Here is a 19,562-nt window from a genome sequence, read left to right on the forward strand (position 1 = left end):
AGGAGGGCAACAAGCAGGGTAAGGCGCAATAAAAAACGCCCTCGGAGAACATTTCTCCGAGGGCGATATTTAACAGACTATTCAGCTATCGAATTCAGATGGAACTGAATTAGGCAGCTTTTTTGGCGTTGCGACGACGACGGGCGGCAACACCGACCAAAGCGACACCACCGAGTGACAGCAGAACAAAGCTGCTCGGCTCGGGGACGACCTCGAATGTCGAGGAACCGTCGATGGCAGCTTGGACGTCGATACCGGTTCCCCAACCATTTGAGAATCCGGGGAAGACAGCGTCGATGTTTGACGGCAAGGTTCCGGGGTATCCGGGTTCACCAGGCAGCGGCGGCAGCGGCTCATCGTCGGTTGTGACGTACATCAGCAAGTTGCCAACCAATTCGGTGATTTCACCAGCCAAGAAGCCCAAGACCGGATCTGAGGTCAAGACAGAACCGAATTCTGTGGATCCAGCAACTCCGGCACCGGCGAACGAGATGATGCCCGTTCCGGGGACCAAAGTGAAGGAGGCTACAGGAGTACCATCGACCCAAGTCGAAGCATCACCGGAGTTGTAGTTTCCAGTTCCCGCTGCGGCGGGATCAATGTTGTCAACATAGAAGTTGACGGTCACTGCAGTCAGTGCGACTTGGAAGTTGTTGTTGTCGACGACGTTGAACATCACGCCCATTGCGTCAACAGTGGCTGTCAATTCCAGGAAGGAAAGACCTCCACCAACGCCTGTTCCGCTGATCGGCGGGATAAGCGGGGAGTATGCATTGGTCGGGCCAGTCAAGTAGCTTGTCGCCACAACGCCACCGACGGTGTGAACGGCATCGCCATTGGTGGCATTGCCAGCACCGAGGTGGTTCGACGCAACCGCACCCGAGAACGTGAGGCGGGTGATGTCGGTGACATCGTTGTAGGTATTACCATTTCCGTTGGCGTTATCGAAAACGCTAAAGTTCATGTCGACGGGGCTGTTGAAGCCAATCCCGAATTGGGCTTGGGCTTTCGTTCCGGGCATCAACAAAGCAGCTGCGACCAAGCTGGCCACGAAAAGTGATTTCTTCATTTTTCAAACCTTAAGTTGCTAGTTTTTTAAGTAATTGAGCGGCCAGATCATCTGGCAACTCGATGCAAAATCGTGTCTCTGTTTACTACTGTTCGATTTGCGAAAAAACTAGCCGACGCGGGGCGGTCGGAACAGCCGGTCCACATGTGGCGGGGGCCGTGAGGTTTGAGAAGCGATGGCCAAGCGGGCCGTTAGTTGATTTTGTGAGACTTCCACCGGTAATAGCAGTCCGGCGATCGGCATAGGGGACCCGGTCCCACTCACTGAGGGGGTGCCAATTCCAGAACTGACATCCATAGTGCCCTTGACGGCCAAGGGGCCGAACATTTGCAGCAGGGCTTCGGGAGTTACCGGTTTACGTGGGGTGTCAGCCGTTGCGGCGGACGAACCCGATTGGCCCGAATCGACGAGGCACAGATCGGGCACTTGAGTGACATCAGTGATATAACCGGCGCGAGCATTCGACGACAGGCCCGTTAAGAGGGCCATGCAGCCGAGAATCAGAACCCAATTGTAGGCTCTCCGTCGCATGTTCATTCCGGTAATTCTGTAGTTGTCAGTCATCAATGGGGGCCAGAAATGTCGTTGACATAAGTGCAACACCCATCACTACTCTCCAATTTACGGAGATCTGCCTATCGGTGTCAACAAAAAAAACTCTATTTTGGGAGTTTTTTCTGTTTACCTAAAACTCGCAGTTTAGGGTGGAGATTCTGCGATATTTGGTCGACATACCGCAGAAATGCAGCCCCAACGCAGCAGGTGCTTGGGGAGGGGCGAGAGGTCCATTGGGAATTTTGCCGAAACACTGGCCATCACGGGCTCCGAAAGGGCGTCCAAGACGCACTCTGGCTGTTTTTGGCCCAATCTGCAGCTCAATAACCGTGCTGGTGATTCACGAAATCATCATGATTTCGTGTTGAGAAAACAGGGGCGAGGCTTCGTCTGGATAGCTGCCTCTGCCCCTGTCGCTTTCTTATTTTTTCTCGACCTCTAGGCCCAAGTCGTGGACGAGTTGGTCATGCGCTTCGATTTCACGAGGATGCAGGTTGTGGGGGGTGAATCCCAGTTTGCGCGCTTGCAACATGGTCCGTTTTGCTTCAGAAAAATCGCCGGCCAGCAAATAGGCTTGCGCGAGGTGGTAGTACATCGATTTGTTGTTGGACGTTGATTTGACCGCGATTTTCAGGTCGTTAATCGCTGCGGTCGCGTCTCCTTGAATCATATGAATTGTCGCACGCGTGTCGAGGAATTCGGGCACCGGACCGCGAACCGCAATGGCTTCATTAATCAAATTCAGGGCTCTCTCGGTGTTTTGTTCATTGCCGGTACTCATGGCGAGCAACCAAGCGAGGTTGTTGTTCGCTAGCACATTTTTGGGATCTTGTTTGAGAATCAGATCATAAGCGGCGATGGCTTCGCTATCGAGTTCTTGGTAGTCCCGTAACGTGGCAAGCTGCAGCTTGAGGGGAATCGAGTTTGGGTCTTGGGCCACGGCCTGGTCCACACTTTGGGCGACACGACGAACCTCTTCAGGCGTAGCGAACCCAGTGCGTAGTAGCGCGACTTTCAAGGCAATCAATTGGGCAACAGGGATACTGCCGTCATCAAGTTGGTCACAAATCTCGAGTGCTTCAGAAATGCGTTTCTGTCGGCCATAAAAGCTAGCCAGGGCAAATTTGGCAGTTGGTTTTCGCGACAGTTGTACATAGTCGCGGTAGATTTCTTCAGCTTTCTTGATGACAGCTTCGTTGGCAGCGGAAATTTCCTCGCCTGCCAGGGTCTCCAATATTTTAGCGATCGCTAATGTTTCTTCGGCGAATAAATCTCCCCGTGCGACGACCTTGCCTGTGAACGCAGCGGCGAGACGGGCGGCTTCTGCCGGCTTTTTATCTTTGTAAAGTTCGCGGGCGTTTTTCAGCACCTCGGGAGCTTGGCGATCGTCTGTTGACTTTACGAATTTTTCGAAGACGTCAAGCAATTCTTCGGTCGGCTGGGGATCGGCCTTGTAGAGTGTGCCGATCTGCATGGCTAAATCGAGGTCGTACTTGGGGGGCGGATGGTTGTCTAAAAAGTCTGTGAGCTCCTGCACAGCAGCTTCTGTATCATCGTTGGCCATTTCCATACGGGCTTTGATCATGGCCAACGTCATCGAACCGGGCGCGATTTGCTCCAACCGTGAAATGAAGGGAGCGGCATCTCGTTGTTGGTTTTGGCTGATCAATCCATCAATGTATTCGGCAAGGTATTTTTCCGAATCCGGGGCGGCATCTACCAAATTGAGCAGTTGACTTTTAGCAGCATCCCAGTTGCCGCGCATCTGGTACAGCTTGGCCAAGACGAATCGTTCCTGCAGATTCATTTGACCAGCGGCATCAATTTCGTTGAGAATTTCAATCACTTGTTTTTGTGCGTCTTGCGTAGCATGGCGATTCAAGATTTCCATTTTGACGCGCAAATCTCTGAGATCGTGTGACTCGACGAGGTTTTCATCGATAAGCTTCACAGCATTTAAGCTTTCCTGGTAGACGTTTGTCGTCCCTAGTAGTAATGCTTTTCGTCGGCGGGCGGATTTGACGAATGGTTCGTCAAATTCCGATTTGCGCTTGAGGATTTTGTCCAGGTAGATCAACGCCTTTTCACGTTGTCCGGTTTTTGCATACAGATTGGCGGCGACGCTGTATAAGCTTGGGTTTTTCTCGTCGATAGAGAGGGCCGTGTTAACGGCTTGTTCGGCAGCCTCGGCATTTTTCAGGCTGACGTAGTAGTCAATCATTTCGCCCAGCAGAATGCTATCGGTGGGGCGTTGGCTGAGTGCGGCTTCGTATTCGCTGGTCGCTAAGTCCAGGTTTCCGACGGCGCGATACATTCTGGCTAACAGTGCATGATTGTCTTCACTGCCCAGGTTGGTTTTTGCTTTCTCGACTTCCAGCACCGCATCCTCGCGGCGGTTGGCCTCCAGCAGGTAAGCGATCAGTGCCAGACGTGCTTTGGGATCCTGAGGAGCGATTTCAACCGCTTTGCGGAAATGCGGCTCGATTTCAGTGTCTTTGTCGACGCGTTTTTTGCTGCGCGCCTCCATCAGATTGATTTGCCCGATGCGGAGGTGATAATTGGCGTTGTTCTCCTGGTCGGGTGAGATTTTCTTGAGGAGGTCAATGGCGTCAGCATAGTCCCCGAGTTGCATGAACGCCTGTGCTCCGTATGCTCCCAGGCGGTTGCCCGAGCCGGACCCGTTACCCGGCGTGAGCACTTCGGGTTTGCGGATTTGTACGCGATTGACGATTCTGCGAATCTCATCGTTCCGGTTGTATTTAGAAAGCAACGGAATGAGTTGATCCAAGACGAGGGAGTTGTACTCGCCCAGGTCGACGGCAATCAAAAAGTTATCAATAGCTGCTTGTTCATTGCCCAAAGCAAGTTCCACGCGTCCCAATACGGCTAGGATTTCGGTGTCTCGCGGCTGCTTGCTCTTGGCGGCGAGTAACAATTTTCGAACGCGCTGCAGTTGCGCAATAAGTTTCTCATCAGTTACAGTCATCTGTTGATTGGTCAATTGCCGTTGCTGGAATTCAATTTCAAGCAACATCGCGTTCGCTTCAGCAAAATCACCATTCGGTCCGCCGGCGCCTTCAATTTTGCGGATTTCTGCGGCGATGTGCTTCGCATCTTTGAGTAGACCCTCGTATTGAGTACGCAGTTCAGCCAACTTGTCAGCCGGGAGGTCGGGTTGAACATTGCTGAGCAGAAACTTGGATTCGGTTAGTACCAATTGCAACAAGAACTGTTGGAACTCCAAGTTGAATGGTTTGGTGTCAACGATTTTTTGCCAATAGTTGCGCGTGTTCTCGATGGATCCGAGGCTTAGATTGGCCATACCGAGACCTCTCCAAAGCTGGATTTTCTCCTCGTCGCTCATGTCGCCCAGGTCGTCTCCCAAAGCGTTGATTTGCTTGAGGGCTTCGGCCTTGTCTTCATCATCAGCGTGCAGAAGAGCTATTGCGTTGGCACGCGTTGCGAGCAGGACGGGGGTGGGGCCGAATATTGCATCCGCTTCGTCTAAGATTTTTAGGGCTTCAGCCTGTGTGCTTCGTTTCTTCTCTTCATCCTTATCCAGCGACCCTCGCAGGAATTGCACACTCGCCAATTCCGACCAGTACGTCGGTTCCTCGGGTTGTTGCTCGATGGCCTCGCGGAGCAATGTCTCGGCTTCATTGAGCGCTAGCTTGGCTTGTTCAGGTTTGGTGTCGCTCAATTCCGAAACATTGTTTTTATAAGTATGAACATACGCCGTTTTTACGGTGGTCCAATCCGGCGAGAATTTGCGGCCCGTTTTATCAAGCAGGTCGAGAATTCTAGTCATCTGTTTACGAACCGCATCCCATTTGCGGCTCTGTACGGGACGATTCTGCATTTGATGGATGTAAAGTCGAGCGAGCTGAGACGCGACTCCATCCACAGACATACTTGTCAGGTTCAAATCCTCAATCGCCTCGTCGGCACGTCCGGCCCGCGCCAAGGCGTTGGCAAGTTGGACTCGTACCGCAATCATCAGTGGATTGAGTTCCTTGGCGCGTTCCAAGGCACGCAGTTGCAATTGCAAATTGCCGGTTTGGCCATAAGCGGTGGCCAACATCATGTTGATTCTGAGAGAGAGAAGATTGTTATCCAGCAATTCTTCTCGCGCTTCGACCAAAGCAGGAATCGCTTTCCCCCAGTCCTGTTGTTCGTAGAGCTGCAGAGCCTGCAGAAAATCGACGTGACTGCCGGGAGCATTACGTTCTTTTAAAGAGGTGAAGGCGTCTTCTAATTCTTGGTTCTTACCGGCGGAATCGGGACCTTCCTCCCAATACTTGGCCAGGATCATTTGTTCGGCCAATTCCAACCGCAAACGTAATTCTTCGTTCGTTGGGAATCGCAGTCCCTCGGGGATTTGGGCCAAACCATCTTTGAGGTATTGAATCGGAGCCGTAAGGTCCCGTTCAGCGAGCGGTTTTGAAAATTGTAACGACTGTTGGTTTTTCGACAGCAATAAGTAGCTGGTCAGGTTGGATGGTTGGCGCTCAAGGACCGTGGTGGCGAATTGGTGCGCCTTTTCCCGGTATTTCTTTGCGGTCTCGCGGTCTCCATGTTCGTTGGCATACCTGGCGGAGGTTGAGTAAATTCTTGAGGCAACCAGAAACGGTTCGATTTCCTTCTCCGGGGAATCGATTGTCTCGTCGATACTTTGCTCGGGTTGCGCGATCAAGGATTCCAGTTGCTTGACTGAATCTTCGATGTCGTTTCTGGCTTTCTCCAGGTCGGCATCGCGGAGTGCGTCGTTGTCAGCTGTTTCGCTACTTTCTTGTTCCAGGACGGCTCTGGTGAAAAAGGCCTGATAGGCAGGCTTGCCGTTTGCCACCATTTTTTCACCAAGCCGTGCGATTACTTCGTCGACGGTCACTCCCGTTCTTCCAGAAGGATCATACCCCTGGTAAGGGACTTCGCGCGGGTGATCTCGGATGACCAAGATCAGGTTTTTGTAAGCCTCGACCATACTGGGGTCCAGCGCGATGGCCTCGTCAAATGCGCTGGCGGCTTGTTTCCATTCTTGTAGTTGGGCGGCACAAATTCCGGCCCACAATTTTAATTCCGCGTCATTGTCATTTTCGCTGTTTTCATCATTTTTGAGCTCATCGTTGAGTTCTTCGATGTCCTTCGCAGCGATTTTGATCAGGCTGGTTTCTCTCGTCAAAGCTCCGACATTCATGGCCACTTTAATGGAGCGGCGGCGGAGAGCTTGGTATTGTTCGGCAACTTCATCTGTCGCGGTACCCGCTTCAATCGCGGATTCCAATTTGCGCAGAGCTGCATTGATACGCTCGTGCACTTTCCGTCGGGAACCGGGGGCGGTTTGGAATTCATCAGAGGACTTGGCGTACAGCAACCAAGCTTCGTGATCTTCTGTTTCCAGTTGCAGGTACTGCCCGAGGTAACGGATCGCATCTCGGCGTTTTTGTGCAGCTTGTTTTTCCAGCTTTTCCAGTTTCTCGCCTTCGGCCGACTGCGCGGCGGTTTCGTCAGCCTTTGCCTCGTCCAACAAGCGGACGGCGCGGTCATATAGGTCGCTTGCGTTTCGGTCGACCATCACACCGTGCACGAGATGAATCACGGTCCCTGAAACCAACAGCGCAACCGCCAAGATCAAAACCAGTCGTCCATTGACACGTCCATGACGTGTCTGGTGCGAAGTCGATTCAATTCCGAGAATTTGAGTTTTCATTTGCAGTCCAACCTGGCTTGAATTTGTTGCCGACATGCGGCCGTTTTTTTGAAGGGATCTCTCTGGTGATTCGCATCATTCGAATTCGAGCGGTCCGTCAACAGTCTCTGCCCCGTTTATGACTCGTGCCCCATTGATTCTTCTTAGTACTACTGTGTGCAGTCAGAAATCGGTGGATGAGTCCCCAGCATATTTTCTGTTCAATGAAAAAAAACGTGCGAGAACCGGTTTGGCCCCTCCATTGGCCATGCGGAAATGCGTTGACATTCCGCAACATCCCATCACGATCAGGGAGTTCCACACAATGCGTGCAAACCGCATTCGCTGTTGTTCCATGCGTCCAGCCAGTATTGACGGTACGCAGGAGACGTTCCTGGCAGTTCAGGGAACATCTCTTATGGACAATGTAGCGGCCAAATCCTTGAGCGTCCTCAAGGTAACGACTCTCTGGACAATTCACAGCGCGAAATTCACCGATTTTTTCGGAGATACGGGTCATTCCCGATTTTACGCCCCTCCTGGCAGCATGCGGCAACTAGGCTGACATTCTTGCACGGTCATCGCTGACGTGTCGCTTCATACAGTACAATTCCGGCCGCGACAGCTGCGTTGAGCGAACCGATTTCTCCTTGCAGCGGAATTCGCACGAACCCGTCGCAAACCGCTTGGACCTCGGAGGAAATTCCGGTTCCCTCATTACCGATGACCAACCCGATCGGGCCGGACAAATCGTGCTTGAAAATCGGTTCGACCGCCTTTTCACTCGCTCCATAGACCAAGATTCCCTGCGTTTGCAGAAGTTGAATCATGGTCGCCACATCTGCAGATTGCACAATGGGTACGCGGTTGACTGCGCCGACGGAACTTCGCGCCACCAGACTGTTGACCGTCGCTTGGCGGTGTTTTCCAACAACGATTGCCGAAGCGCCAAACACCTCAGCCGAGCGGATCACCGCACCAAAATTGTAGGCGTCCTGCATCGCGTCTAAAATTAAATAGAGCGGGTTCTTTGCCGGATTTTGTAAGACCTCTTCGGCCGCCTTGTAAGGGAAAATCCCCATCTTGGCGAGATAACCTTGGTGGTCCTTGGTTTTGGCCAATTGGGTCAAGCGGGTAGCTGTTTCCACGATTACCGGGACATGGTGACGGTCGGCGAGGCTTTGCAATCGCGACAGTTCTTCCTCGCCCAAGCGGTCGGCCAAATGGATTTCGTGAATGGGCCATCGATTGGCTTCGAGCGTTTGCCGTACGAGGTGCCGTCCCCATAGCCAACAGCGTTGATGATTGCCCAACAACGCGTCTCGCCGTTTTTTTGCAGCTGCCACTGCGGTCCCTTTCCAAGCGATGGCTACTCTGCCAGCTGACCAGTATTGCTCTGCAGCGAGTCTCAGTTTTTTACGGTGTGAGCCGTTTGCTGATTTCGCCAAGAACGTTGTCGAGTTGCGATCGGACTTCGCTCGTGGCGGGATAAACGACGCGGCCCCGTTGGTCGTTTGTGATGGCCACAACATCGAATTCACCATTACGGCGTCTTAGGGGCATCACATAGGAGTTTCCGGTTGACAGATTGGAGATTTCAGAGAGTCCGACGACGGTGAGTTCCTTATCGGGAAATACGCCGTACATCGTTTCGGCAACACTCACGCGGCCGGTGGCTGAATCAGCGACGTTGCCGATGATTACCAAGTCCGCGTCAGCAAATTGGCGGCGGTTGAGCGTGATGGGATTGGAACTCAGCCCGGCTAAGGCCAACAGACCGGCGATCCAGACGACCCACACGGTTATGCCAACGACCAATCTTGTTTTTGAACGCGGCAAAACAGCGGATTGTTCTTCCATGACTTCCGGCGGCGACGATGCAGCGTCTTGTTTTTGAGCCGCCTGGCGGCGATGTCGTGACAACGTGCTTTCCTTCCCTGCGACGCACGATTCGAAAATTGGTGGCTGATGAGCAACTTTCGGGATCGGAAAAATATCAATTCAAGTGCTAGCGGTCGCTGCTGCGGGGTTTTTGCAACAGTGCGATCTTGCCGCAGTGGAGCCCTGGTTCGCCAAGAGGCATTGGCATTCTCATGGTGAGGCGACGCTATCTTGCCGCTGAGAAACAAGCTGCGATCTCCCAGCGGGAGCACCGTTAGTTGGGGGAGAAGGCGCGGCTGACATCGATGATGTATTGGTCGTCGAATGCTTCCTCGAAATCGAAGACGTTGCAAAAATCCTCTAAGCGATCATCGTCGGTTTTCTTCATGTCTCCGCTTTCGATCAATTCGAAGACAATTTTCCCGAAATCTTCTGTCGTATAGATTCCCCAGCTATTAAAGACAGTGCGGGCCAACATGCCGAACTGTTCTTGAGCGTATTGGCGAATGCCATTGACTAATTCCTGTCCGGAGATATGGGCCTCCGCTTCGGAATAATGGACGCCCGCCGCAGGGGGATGGCGAAACAGGTTTTGCGAATACCGCAAGGCTGGGAAAATGAACCGATACGCATTGGAATCGTAACGGCGTCTGATCGTTGTATTTGATGTCGTTGTCATGGCTTGCGTAGTACACTTCCGTTCCCGGTTTCACGGCGAGTTGTTATTGCTGTGAACTTTGGCCGGGCGATGTTTTCGGAGACTCTTTATTTACGCGAAATCCCAAGTCCGCAGACTTTCCAAACAAACGCTGTCCTTATTGCCGCTGCGACGACTGGTGCTGATGCAGGGGTTCATCACTTTGATGAATTCGAACGGCAAGTTTCGCCGATTGTCTGTGGCGGCGTGCCTGTTCATCATAACCGGACAGGGGATGCAATTTGAATGCAAATCTTGACATTTTCTTAAGATACCCTGGCAGGTACGAAGAATCCGCCTCATGGTTTTCGAGGTCCCCCGAGACCTCCAGCAGTTCCCAGACGTTCAGGTTTCAGGTTTGCAAGTCCGTTGTCTCACCTCAAACAATGACGAGGCTGCTGAGCGACTCTGCATGGATGCAGCAAACTTCTATTCGGCCGGCTTGACCGTCTCGGCCGATTTGGAGCGTTTGACGACTGTCACGATCTCACTTTCGTCAACGATAATGCGGCGTTGGTCTTCATATTGAATTAACAGTTTCCTGGCTAAGATTTCTTGCCGTAACACCTTGCCCTGTCCTTGTTTAGTGACGACCATGTTTCCGACAGCGGGCAACTCCCGGCGGATTTCCTGATACGTATCGTATTCGTACCGCAGGCAGCATTTGAGCCGTCCGCAGCGGCCGGAAATCTTTGTTGGGTCCAAAGTGGCTCGTTGAACCTTGGCCATTTTCATGGAAACCGGCGGCATCTGGGTGAGATGCGTATTGCAACAGACCGGTTTGCCGCAGTCGCCGTAGTCGGCAAGCAACTTCGCTTCATCGCGAACACCGATTTGCCGCATTTCGATCCGGGTGTGGAATTTCTTTGCCAGCGCTTTGACCAACTCCCGGAAATCGACTCGCTTTTCTGCCAAGTAGAAAAAGACGATCCGTTCTCCGCCGAGCACGTGCTCAACATCGATGAGTTCCATTTGCAGTTTGCGCTCGCGGATCATTTCCGCGCAGTCGTGGAATTCAATTCGCTCTTTTTCGTGCAACTCTCCGCTGGATTGCTCGTCCTCAAGAGTGGCAATGCGGACAATATGGCCTTTCGTTTCGGAGGAGGGCAAAAACTTAACGGCGCGTTCCGTTGCTTCGCAAAGGACCTCGCCCAATTCCATTCCCCGGTCGCTACGGACGACCACGGAATCTCCGCGGGCATAGGTTTGCGGCCCTTTTACCGAAAAGGGGGCGACGTGGCGGATTAACCCATAGCGAACGACGTAACGACTCGGCATGGTGATCTCGATAGATATGTATATGTTTCAATATGAAGCCGTCGCTGTCAGCCATGCCTCGCTTGTCCCGAGGCATTCAAGTGGCGGCGTCTATTGAAATTTGTGGAAAGGCAAAAATCCCAACGGGCATTATAGGCCCATCGCTGCGGCAATTGCCATCGTGGCAACAAATGCCGGGATTATCGGCTACTGGAGGCGTTCCGGTGGTCGGGGGAAGTGTGCTTTATGTTCAGGCAGACGTTTTTGCCGTACGGCCGATTCGGCCCAGGTCGTCGAACAGCGCTTCGATGCACAGTCCGACCGACATACTGCGATCCAAGTGCATTTGCGCAGTCACGGCGCGTTCGATGGCGGCACCGATCACTTCAGCCCGTTCCGGGTCGATTTCGGAAACCTCTGCAAGCGAGTGGCGGTAGTACTCCATGCAAAACCGGATTATCCAAGCGGCCCGTTGTCGTTGTGCCGCCGTGTCTGAACCAGCCGCTTCGATGCATTCCATGACCTGGGCAGCTGTATTCACGCTGTGAAATCGTTCTGATGCGAGTGCGGCAAACAATGTCCGCCGTTGCTCCAGAAGTTCAGCGTCTCCCAATTGCGCTGCAGTCGCCAAACTGCCGTCGCTCAGCGCGGCAATTTCAGCGGCGACCTCGGGCGAGTCGGTGATGCCGTTTGCCAAGATTAAGTCCGCCACATCCTCGGCGGTGAGGGGGGCAAAACGAATGGTTTGGCAGCGTGAGCGAATCGTAGGCAATAGCCGCTCGACATTGGTGGCGATCAGCAGGATCAATGAACCGTGCGGGGGTTCCTCCAAGGTCTTTAGAAAGGCGTTGGCAGCTGCATCGTTCATTTTGTCGGCGTCATCGATGACGGCGATTTTACGGTCGGCCGACATTGGCTTGAGGGACAAGTCGTGGCAGAGGCCTTCCTTGCCGCGATTCTCCTTAGGGCCGATAAACTGTTCGATCAGCAGTTCGCGTTTCTCCGGCAGCAGTTGCACGCGAGAAAAATCGGGGTGCGCGCCGCTAGCCATTTGTTTGCAAGACGGGCAGGTTCCGCAGGGATCCAGGTCCGTGTGGGAGTGGGTCTGACAAAAGAGCGCCTGCGCCAACGTTGTCGCGAAGGTCTGTTTGCCAACCCCTTCAGGCCCCACAAACAGATACGCCTGTCCCAGCCGGCCGCGCGATAGCGTACGGCGAAACATTTCGATCTGCTGTGTATGTCCGCGTAGTTGTTCCCAGCCCATCACCCTGCCGTCCTTCGTGACCGCAGGCCTCGCAATCGGAATTCAGAGCGAAAGGTCGCGGCGTCTGCGGTATTAAATTTCAATCGCAGAGAGTATCACGTCGAGATAGCGGGAACAACTGGCGCTGGAGTGGGACAATCGTCTGTCGTGGGGAAACAATCATCGGGTGGCAGCGATTGCCAACGGCAATGGGTCTGCCGTAGGCACAAGACGGGTGCAATTTCAGCTGTCCCGATGAATGAGACTCTGCTTGTTAACGGAGCGCGGAAATTGCGGCTTCTTGCGGGCTGTGCCCGCCCCGATTGCTGCGCCATCGCGGCCACCCTCTCCCAATTCTATGCCTATCGAATACAGGGTTGGTTGCTCTGGGAGAGAGGGGGGCATGTTGTCCGGCGGGTTTATTTCCGTGACATGTACATCGCTGGGGCATCGATGATCCAGGGGGTGGACCAGGTGCGGCCGTCGTTGGCGTTGCAGACGTCGAAGAAGTAGGTGTTGAACCGCACGCACCTGTAGTCGTGGTAGTTGTGCGAGGCGATGTGGTCGGCGGGGGTGAGGTTTTCGACGCCCGGTTTTGCGTAGTAGTGAATCCGCCCATCGGGAGTGAAGGACATTCCAATCGTCCACCAGCCGGTTTGTTTGATTTGCGGACCGGTGTAGTCGTAGCCCCGTTCATCGGCGCGAATGATGAAGTAGGCGGAGTCTTCTTTGTAGCCGCTGGTTTTGCTGTTGAATTGAATGAACATACCGGGATAGAGCGTTTCGCTTTCCGTTCCGCCGCTAAACCGGGAACGGAAACCAAAGAATCCTCGTTTACGAGAACCGCCCCGCGTGGAACGTTGTGCGAGGACACTGGCGCGAAATCCGAATGAGGTTCCGGTGCGGTTTTCCCATTTGTCGAACTCGGGGATGTAGAGTCGGACCACCACGTTGGGGGACCAGGCGACCGGTACAAATCCGCCTAAGGCATTCGTCACGTCGACCAACAGGTCGTCCTGTTGCCATTTGCGTGATGAGTAACCGGGGATGCCGGAGTTCAGCGTTTGCATCAACATCGCGCCGGTGCTGCCGGGAAGTCCGCCTGCCGGGGGCGTGACACGTTTGATGACGTCGGGCTGTCCGCGTTTGAGACTTTCAAACCATTTGTTGTTGTTGGACTTCCCAGAGGGATACCGGGTTTGTTTGTCGATGTTGCTGCTGCTCTTGGGGAAATTGTGTGTGAAGACCCATTCGGTATCTTCAAAGTCGTCACTGGCTTTCGCCTGGAAAGTGCCGGTTCCGGGGACAACTTGAGCCGACGCAGTTCCGCAAAGAACCGTAACCGTCAACGCCGAACAAAGAGTCGCCGCGAGCGACTTGGCAATCGAAATTCGCATGGTATCCATCCCAAAACTCAAATGGCGGTTATATACATTTTCCCCGAAAGAGAGCGTGGGCGCTCTCTTAGCACTCCTCTGAAATATCGGAATAGTAAACGGGAGAGCGTAAAGGATGTTTGTCGGCATAATCGTGTTTGTCGGAACCAGACGATCGTGCGCGGAAAACTTTGACATTCGCGTCCTCTGACTTAGAGGACCGCTGCGATTTCCCGATTTGCGAAACCGGAGAAAAAAGTTGTGGATTTTCAGATTGACCACTAGTAGCATGCGGATAGTGCGTTGTCCCAATGAGACCCGCCGGTTTGTTTTCGCCTCGCTTGGGGAATTATTTCATGTCGATTACGGTGCGCTGCCCGTGCGGTAAAGCCTATAAGGTGGCTGATAAACTTGCCGGCAAAAAAATCAAATGCAAGGCGTGCGAAAAGGTGTTGGCGATTCCGCGTCCGGTTGCCAAAACGAAACGGGATGGGATATCCAGCGACGACGATTCGGGGTTTTTGGACGTGGATCTGGATGCGGAGTATTCGCAGATGGCGGCGGTCAAACGCGCGCGTCCCAAACAAAGCGAATCTGAAAGCCAATTTGCCGATCCCTTCGAAAGGCGCGGTTTGGCAGCTGCCGGCCTCGATGTCTCCCAGAATAAAGAGCCTCGCTTTTTTATTCCGTCCATGCCCCGCGTTGAAAAAGTTGTCAGCAAACTGATCCCCTTGATGGGCGTCGCTTTGGGTCTGTTGATGATGTTGGGCACCTACCTGCTTTTTGTGTATTACAGATTATTCTGGCCGTTTCTAGGGGCTGCGGGCATCATTGTGGCGATCGTCAGCCTGAATTTGCTCTTCAAGGAAGAAGATGAGGTAGAAGCAGAGCCAGAGGCAGATTAACCCGCCCCAGATCAACGGCGCCTGCGCTTACCTGCCGACCTCAACCGGCAGATCCGCTCTTACTATCGTTTGGGAAGAATAGAGACATGACCATTTCCGTACCTTGCTCGTGCGGCAAGTCTTATAAAGTTGCCGACAAACTTGTCGGTAAGAAATTCAAATGCAAGGCGTGCGACAAGGTGTTGGCCATACCCCGACCGGCGGCGCGAAAGAAAGCGAAAACGGCCAAGTCGGATGAGGACTCCGATTTTTTGGACATGGATCTCGATTCCGAGTTTTCCCAGATGGCAGCTGTTGAGCGGCCGCGGTCGAACGATGACGACGATGAGTGGGACGTCACCCAGCAGCGCGATTATCGATTTGCTAACGGCGATCCGAATAGTGCGGAACCGCTTCAACGTTCTCATCAACAGGGGATGGGAGTCGAACAAACGGCGGCGATTGTGTTGGGGGTCCTGGCGATTTGCATTGGCATCGGTCTGATTGGCAGCGGGATTTACTTGCGGGTCAACCACGGTTGGCGAATCCGCGGCTTCATTGGTCTGGGGATTACGTCTCTAGTCAGCGGCGTGGGTTTTTTGGTCAAAGGGTTGTGAAGAGAACTAGGGCAGGCTCCCGCCTGCCGTGAATTACACTCGACGTGAATCGCTGAGTTGCGGCAGGCGGGAGCCTGCCCTACGGGTTAGACGTTGCTGCGATCTAGAGAATGCGCCCTCCCGGGAGGGTGGTCTTTTAGATGCGAAACTTCTCTTGGAGACTTTCCAACTTTGCCGAATCATGTGGGTGGCCGCAGTCGCAATCGTCATTGAGGTCACTATACCGGACCGCTAAGCAGACGTTACAACGGCCGCAACATCGGCAATAGGGCACTTGGCAAGTCGCGCACAAACGAACCTCTTTCGACCGTTTAGTCCCGCATCCCGGACAGCGTCCGCAACCCGGGCAGGTTTGCGTCGTTGCGGCGATCACTGTTGAGCAGCCAGGGCAATGAATCATTTTGGATGTCGACATGGGTTGAATGGGGTGGTTGATCTTTGTAGCACGTGGGTCCGCTCAACCTGAATCAGCAAAGCGGGTCCATTTGAAATAGGCGATGGTGATGGCGATCCACGTCCAATCGTCGTCGTCAGAAAAGATCATTAACGCGCTTGGCCGACAAGTCCGGACGTGGAAAGCGAAGGATCGTCGAACAGCAATGCGCGTCCATCCGAAAGTCTGTTGTACTTGTAGGAGCGGGACTTCGACGTTTCGGGTGAGCAGCGTTTCACCTGCGAACAGCAGCCTCGGTCCGCGACGTAGACGAAATTGTTCGGCTTGCCCCTGTTGGAATACCAAGTCAGTTTGAGGAGCACGCATCAAACAAAAGTCGCGTAACCGCGTTCGCCACGTCCGGTTCGATTGCGGCTTGATTTCGAAGCGCGCCGAACGCTTTTCGCCCGTTGTTGCATGTCGGATGAGATAACACGGAAATCGTTTGTCATTCGCATCGATTTCGCTCCAACATTCGAATTCCGTTCTACCGTCCCGTTCAAATCCAACGCGATCAAACCCGACGTTTGATTGCCAGCCGAGCTTGGGAGCATTGGTGACGAGGTGATAACGCTTCATGGACACATTGTGCCGCCGGACTACGTCGAAGGCAACAACAATCGTTCAATCGGCGCGCCTTCACACAGTGCCAAGGGGCGGCCGATGGGGGTGATGACTTCTTGGGCGTATTCGACGCCGAGCACGGCGAGGATGGTGGCGTATAAATCGGGGACTTCGATCGGGTCGACGGGATCTTTTTTTGCGCCGGTGGGGTCTGTTTCGCCAATCACTACGCCGCTGCGCAATCCACCGCCGCCGAGAAGTGCGGAAAAGCCAGTCGGCCAGTGGTCGCGGCCGTCGAGGGGGTTGATGTTGGGCGTGCGGCCGAATTCGCCAATGCACAAGACGACGGTCGATTCCAGTAGATCACGCTGGCGAAGATCGGTCAGCAGCATGGCCAGCGCCGGGTCGAGGATCGCCGCGTTTTCTTGGTGGCCGTCGAAGTTATTGGCGTGCGTGTCGAACCCGTCGAGCGTGACCTGCACCGCTTTGACACCGGTCTCGACCAACCGCCGCGCCATCAAGCAGCCTTGACCGAAAGAGGTCTCGCCATAAGCGGCGCGGATGGCGGCTGGTTCGTGCTGCAATTCAAAGGCCCGCAGTTGCTCGGAAGTCATCATGGTCAGCGCCCGCTTGAGGGTTTGACGATGTTGCGTGCGGTCGGCAGCAGCGGTGCGGTTTTTGCGAAACGATTGTTCGATGATATCCAAGTTCGACAACCGTCGCTGTTGCCGCTGATCATCGACGTTTGCCGTGACGTTGCTGACTTTGTCTTGCGGATTGAAAACTTTGAAGGGATCGAATTTGTCGCCGAGATATCCACCGCGACCGGGAAACGGATCGTTGCCGATCATGACATTGCGGGGGATTTCGACTCGGGCATCAGTTTGTTGTTGTGTGACTAGTGCGGCGATGGAAGGGTGGGTCACGGTCGGGTCGGGTCGGTATCCCGTTTTGAGGAAATAGGCGCCCCGTTCGTGGTCCCCTTCTTTGGAAACCAGCGAGCGGATCACGGAGAGTTCGTGGATCTGTTCGGCCGTGTGGGGAAACAAATCGGCGATATGCAAACCGGGAACCATCGTGGCCAGTGCCTTGGTCGGTCCGCCGACTTTGGTCCCGGGATGGGGGTCCCAGGTCTCGAGTTGGCTCGGTCCGCCCGCCAGCCACAGCGTGATCAGTGATTTCTCACGTTCTGGACCGCGCTTTGCAGCGGCGCGGAGATCCAACGCCGGGAGCGCAAAGGAGAGTGTGCCGGCGGCGGCGATTTTTAGAGCATCGCGACGTGACAGACAGGAGGATGCTTGGTCGGTCATGAATTTATGTCTCACAAGATGCGCCTCGTGCACTTTAGAATTTCAAAAGTTGGGTGCCACTGGCTTGGCCAGTGCGAGTTCAAATATCTGATAGACAAACAAAGCACTGGCATAGCCAGTGGCACCCCCCAGGGGGGCAACTAATACAACGGGGTAGTGAGGAGGGGCTAATGATTCCAGGAAAATTCGGTTGTGTTTAACAGGCTCCAGAATAGATCCTCGACGACTTGTTCTCGTGATTCGTCCGTGCTGTCTTGGAGTTGGGCGACGAAGTGGGCTGATTCGGGTGGTGTTGGTTTTCGCGACAGGCAAATTAAAAATGCGGTTTCGATGCATTGCTCGTCGGTGGGGGCCATCGTGGCGGTGCCGCCGACGGAGTTGAAGAGATTGCTTTCCATCAATTCGCGGACCAGGTCGCCGTTCATCAGTACAAGTCGTTGCGGAATGGTTCCGCCCCGTTCCTGTAATTCATCACTTCCCAGATCGCCGTACTCACGGATGAAATCTCCCTCGCGAATCAGACGGATGGTGCGGACGAGTAAATGCGAGTTGCGGTCGATGGTTTGCACTGATGCCGCTTGTAGTATCGCGCCGATGACTTGTTCGGGGCGCAACCGCACGAGTGGAAAGATGGCCGATTTGCTTTCGGCGGCGGCGAGTGACTTGTCGTCGCCGCCATCGATGGTCGAAGCCGCGCGGAAGGCGCGTGTGGCGGTGATGGTTTCGATCAGGTGTTTGATGCTGTAGTTCTGTGCCGCGAAATCGTCGGCAAGCAAGTCGAGCAGGTCGGGGGCATCGGTTGGGGGCGGGTCGTCGAGGTCGTCAACCGGTCTGAGGTAAGCGCGGCCAAAGAGGAGTCCCCAGACACGGTTCACAGTGGCACGGCGGAAGCGGCGGTTTTCGGGGTGTGTTAACCAGGCAGCCAATTGTCCGCGCGATGTGCCGGCGGTGGGCAACCATGTTGGTGAGAAGGGGACCGACGGTGCGACCGTACGATCTTCGAGAGTCTCTCGGTCCTGGATTGTATACTCCTGCGGTTTGTCCTCCACTCCGAAGGGGGACAATGAGACTTCTCCGAAGTGAGCGGCGAGTCCTTCGAATTGGTCTTGGGTCCAATCTCGGAAGGGATGGTCGTGGCATTGGGCGCAGTCGATGCGCTGTCCTAGAAACGCGCGGACCGTGCGGCCGGCGAGTTTATTTTCGTCGAAGTCTTCGTCGATGCGGGCAGAGGTCACAAAATTCACCGCCGGCGCGCCGGTCCACAGGCCGGTCTCGGCGATCAGGTGTCGCACCGTTTCGTCATAGGGGTGATCAGCTTGCAACCGGCTGCTGAGCCAATCGGTCAGACGGTCGCGGCGAAAAATGATAAACGGACCCTCATCGACTCCCACATAAACGCGGGCGAGGCGTTGGGCGAAATAATCGGCAAAGCGGGGATCGTCCAACAGTCGTCGCGTCCAGCGGCGCAGCTTGTCGGGTTGAGTGTCGGTTTGGAATTGGCGGATTTCTTCCAGCGAGGGAATCGTGCCGTGCAGCGCCAGCGACAGGCGTCGCAGTATCTGTAGGTCATCCGCCGGTTCGGCTGAGGCGATGTTGGCGTAGGTCCAGGATTGATTGAGATAATCGTCCACCGTCGCAACGGCTGAAGAGAGCGTGGGCGTCACGTTGGCGGGTGAGGAGCGCCGCGGCTGGCGGAGGGGATCGCGCGCGGCAGCTGCGACCAGCAGGGTCACGCCGGCGACAACAGCGATTGGAATCAGGGCGGCTCGGACTTTCATGATCGCCTCGCGCGGTGACGCGCGTTCCCAGCTTGCCGGAGAATTGCCAGACGGCTCACGTGAACCATCTGTTTTAAGGGATTCAATTTGATTATTCTCTAAAGATCGAATGCTGCAAGGCGAATAACCGATTGCCGTGCAGCCATTGAGCTATTCGAGTGGCTGCGGGAAATCTTGACGTCATTTGCGAATTCCGGCGGATCGAAAGAAAA

General features: G+C 54.3%; 14 protein-coding genes. 2 read left to right on the plus strand and 12 right to left on the minus strand.

Features of this window, described 5'->3' with window-relative positions:
- Window positions 1-109: 109 nt before the first annotated feature.
- From Mal52_RS05585 to Mal52_RS05620, 9 genes are all read right to left on the minus strand, one after another.
- Window positions 110-1,069, minus strand: coding sequence for a PEP-CTERM sorting domain-containing protein (locus Mal52_RS05585; RefSeq protein WP_145374724.1), 960 nt, complete (start codon window positions 1,067-1,069; stop codon window positions 110-112).
- Between the two features lie 108 nt (window positions 1,070-1,177).
- Window positions 1,178-1,600, minus strand: a complete 423-nt coding sequence (locus Mal52_RS05590) for a hypothetical protein (protein ID WP_145374725.1) — start codon at window positions 1,598-1,600, stop codon at window positions 1,178-1,180.
- 445 nt (window positions 1,601-2,045) lie between these two features.
- Window positions 2,046-7,331, minus strand: a complete 5,286-nt coding sequence (locus Mal52_RS05595; RefSeq protein ID WP_197534677.1) for a tetratricopeptide repeat protein — start codon at window positions 7,329-7,331, stop codon at window positions 2,046-2,048.
- Between the two features lie 557 nt (window positions 7,332-7,888).
- Window positions 7,889-8,656 carry a 23S rRNA (guanosine(2251)-2'-O)-methyltransferase RlmB gene (rlmB, locus tag Mal52_RS05600; protein ID WP_197534678.1) on the minus strand — a complete coding sequence of 256 codons (768 nt, stop codon included), beginning with the start codon at window positions 8,654-8,656 and terminating at the stop codon, window positions 7,889-7,891.
- A gap of 70 nt (window positions 8,657-8,726) precedes the next feature.
- Window positions 8,727-9,233: a hypothetical protein gene (locus Mal52_RS29590; RefSeq protein WP_197534679.1), complete on the minus strand. Its 507-nt coding sequence runs from the start codon at window positions 9,231-9,233 to the stop codon at window positions 8,727-8,729.
- Between the two features lie 232 nt (window positions 9,234-9,465).
- A complete protein-coding gene (locus Mal52_RS05605) occupies window positions 9,466-9,870 on the minus strand; it encodes a Minf_1886 family protein (RefSeq protein WP_145374728.1) in 405 nt (134 codons plus the stop codon).
- A 447-nt stretch (window positions 9,871-10,317) separates the two neighbouring features.
- Window positions 10,318-11,166, minus strand: a complete 849-nt coding sequence (locus Mal52_RS05610; protein ID WP_145374729.1) for a PSP1 domain-containing protein — start codon at window positions 11,164-11,166, stop codon at window positions 10,318-10,320.
- 229 nt (window positions 11,167-11,395) lie between these two features.
- Entirely contained in the window at window positions 11,396-12,409 is a 1,014-nt protein-coding gene (gene holB, locus Mal52_RS05615; protein ID WP_145374730.1) for a DNA polymerase III subunit delta', read from the minus strand.
- A gap of 398 nt (window positions 12,410-12,807) precedes the next feature.
- Window positions 12,808-13,785 carry a hypothetical protein gene (locus tag Mal52_RS05620; RefSeq protein WP_145374731.1) on the minus strand — a complete coding sequence of 326 codons (978 nt, stop codon included), beginning with the start codon at window positions 13,783-13,785 and terminating at the stop codon, window positions 12,808-12,810.
- A gap of 335 nt (window positions 13,786-14,120) precedes the next feature.
- Between Mal52_RS05620 and Mal52_RS05625 the strand changes: the two genes are divergently transcribed.
- Both Mal52_RS05625 and Mal52_RS05630 read left to right on the plus strand, forming a co-directional pair.
- Entirely contained in the window at window positions 14,121-14,669 is a 549-nt protein-coding gene (locus Mal52_RS05625) for a hypothetical protein (protein ID WP_145374732.1), read from the plus strand.
- An 86-nt stretch (window positions 14,670-14,755) separates the two neighbouring features.
- Window positions 14,756-15,265, plus strand: coding sequence for a hypothetical protein (locus tag Mal52_RS05630; protein ID WP_145374733.1), 510 nt, complete (start codon window positions 14,756-14,758; stop codon window positions 15,263-15,265).
- Between the two features lie 457 nt (window positions 15,266-15,722).
- On the opposite strand, the gene Mal52_RS05635 is transcribed toward Mal52_RS05630, so the two are convergent.
- The 3 genes from Mal52_RS05635 to Mal52_RS05645 all read right to left on the minus strand — a co-directional run bounded on the left by Mal52_RS05635 (window position 15,723) and on the right by Mal52_RS05645 (window position 19,350).
- Window positions 15,723-16,277, minus strand: a complete 555-nt coding sequence (locus Mal52_RS05635; RefSeq protein WP_145374734.1) for a hypothetical protein — start codon at window positions 16,275-16,277, stop codon at window positions 15,723-15,725.
- Window positions 16,278-16,297: 20 nt separating this feature from the next.
- Window positions 16,298-17,572 (minus strand): DUF1501 domain-containing protein, encoded by a 1,275-nt coding sequence (locus Mal52_RS05640; RefSeq protein ID WP_145374735.1) that lies wholly within the window; start codon window positions 17,570-17,572, stop codon window positions 16,298-16,300.
- A gap of 167 nt (window positions 17,573-17,739) precedes the next feature.
- Window positions 17,740-19,350, minus strand: coding sequence for a DUF1549 domain-containing protein (locus tag Mal52_RS05645; protein WP_145374736.1), 1,611 nt, complete (start codon window positions 19,348-19,350; stop codon window positions 17,740-17,742).
- Window positions 19,351-19,562 lie beyond the last annotated feature (212 nt).

The organism is Symmachiella dynata (assembly GCF_007747995.1).
Classification (GTDB): domain Bacteria; phylum Planctomycetota; class Planctomycetia; order Planctomycetales; family Planctomycetaceae; genus Symmachiella; species Symmachiella dynata.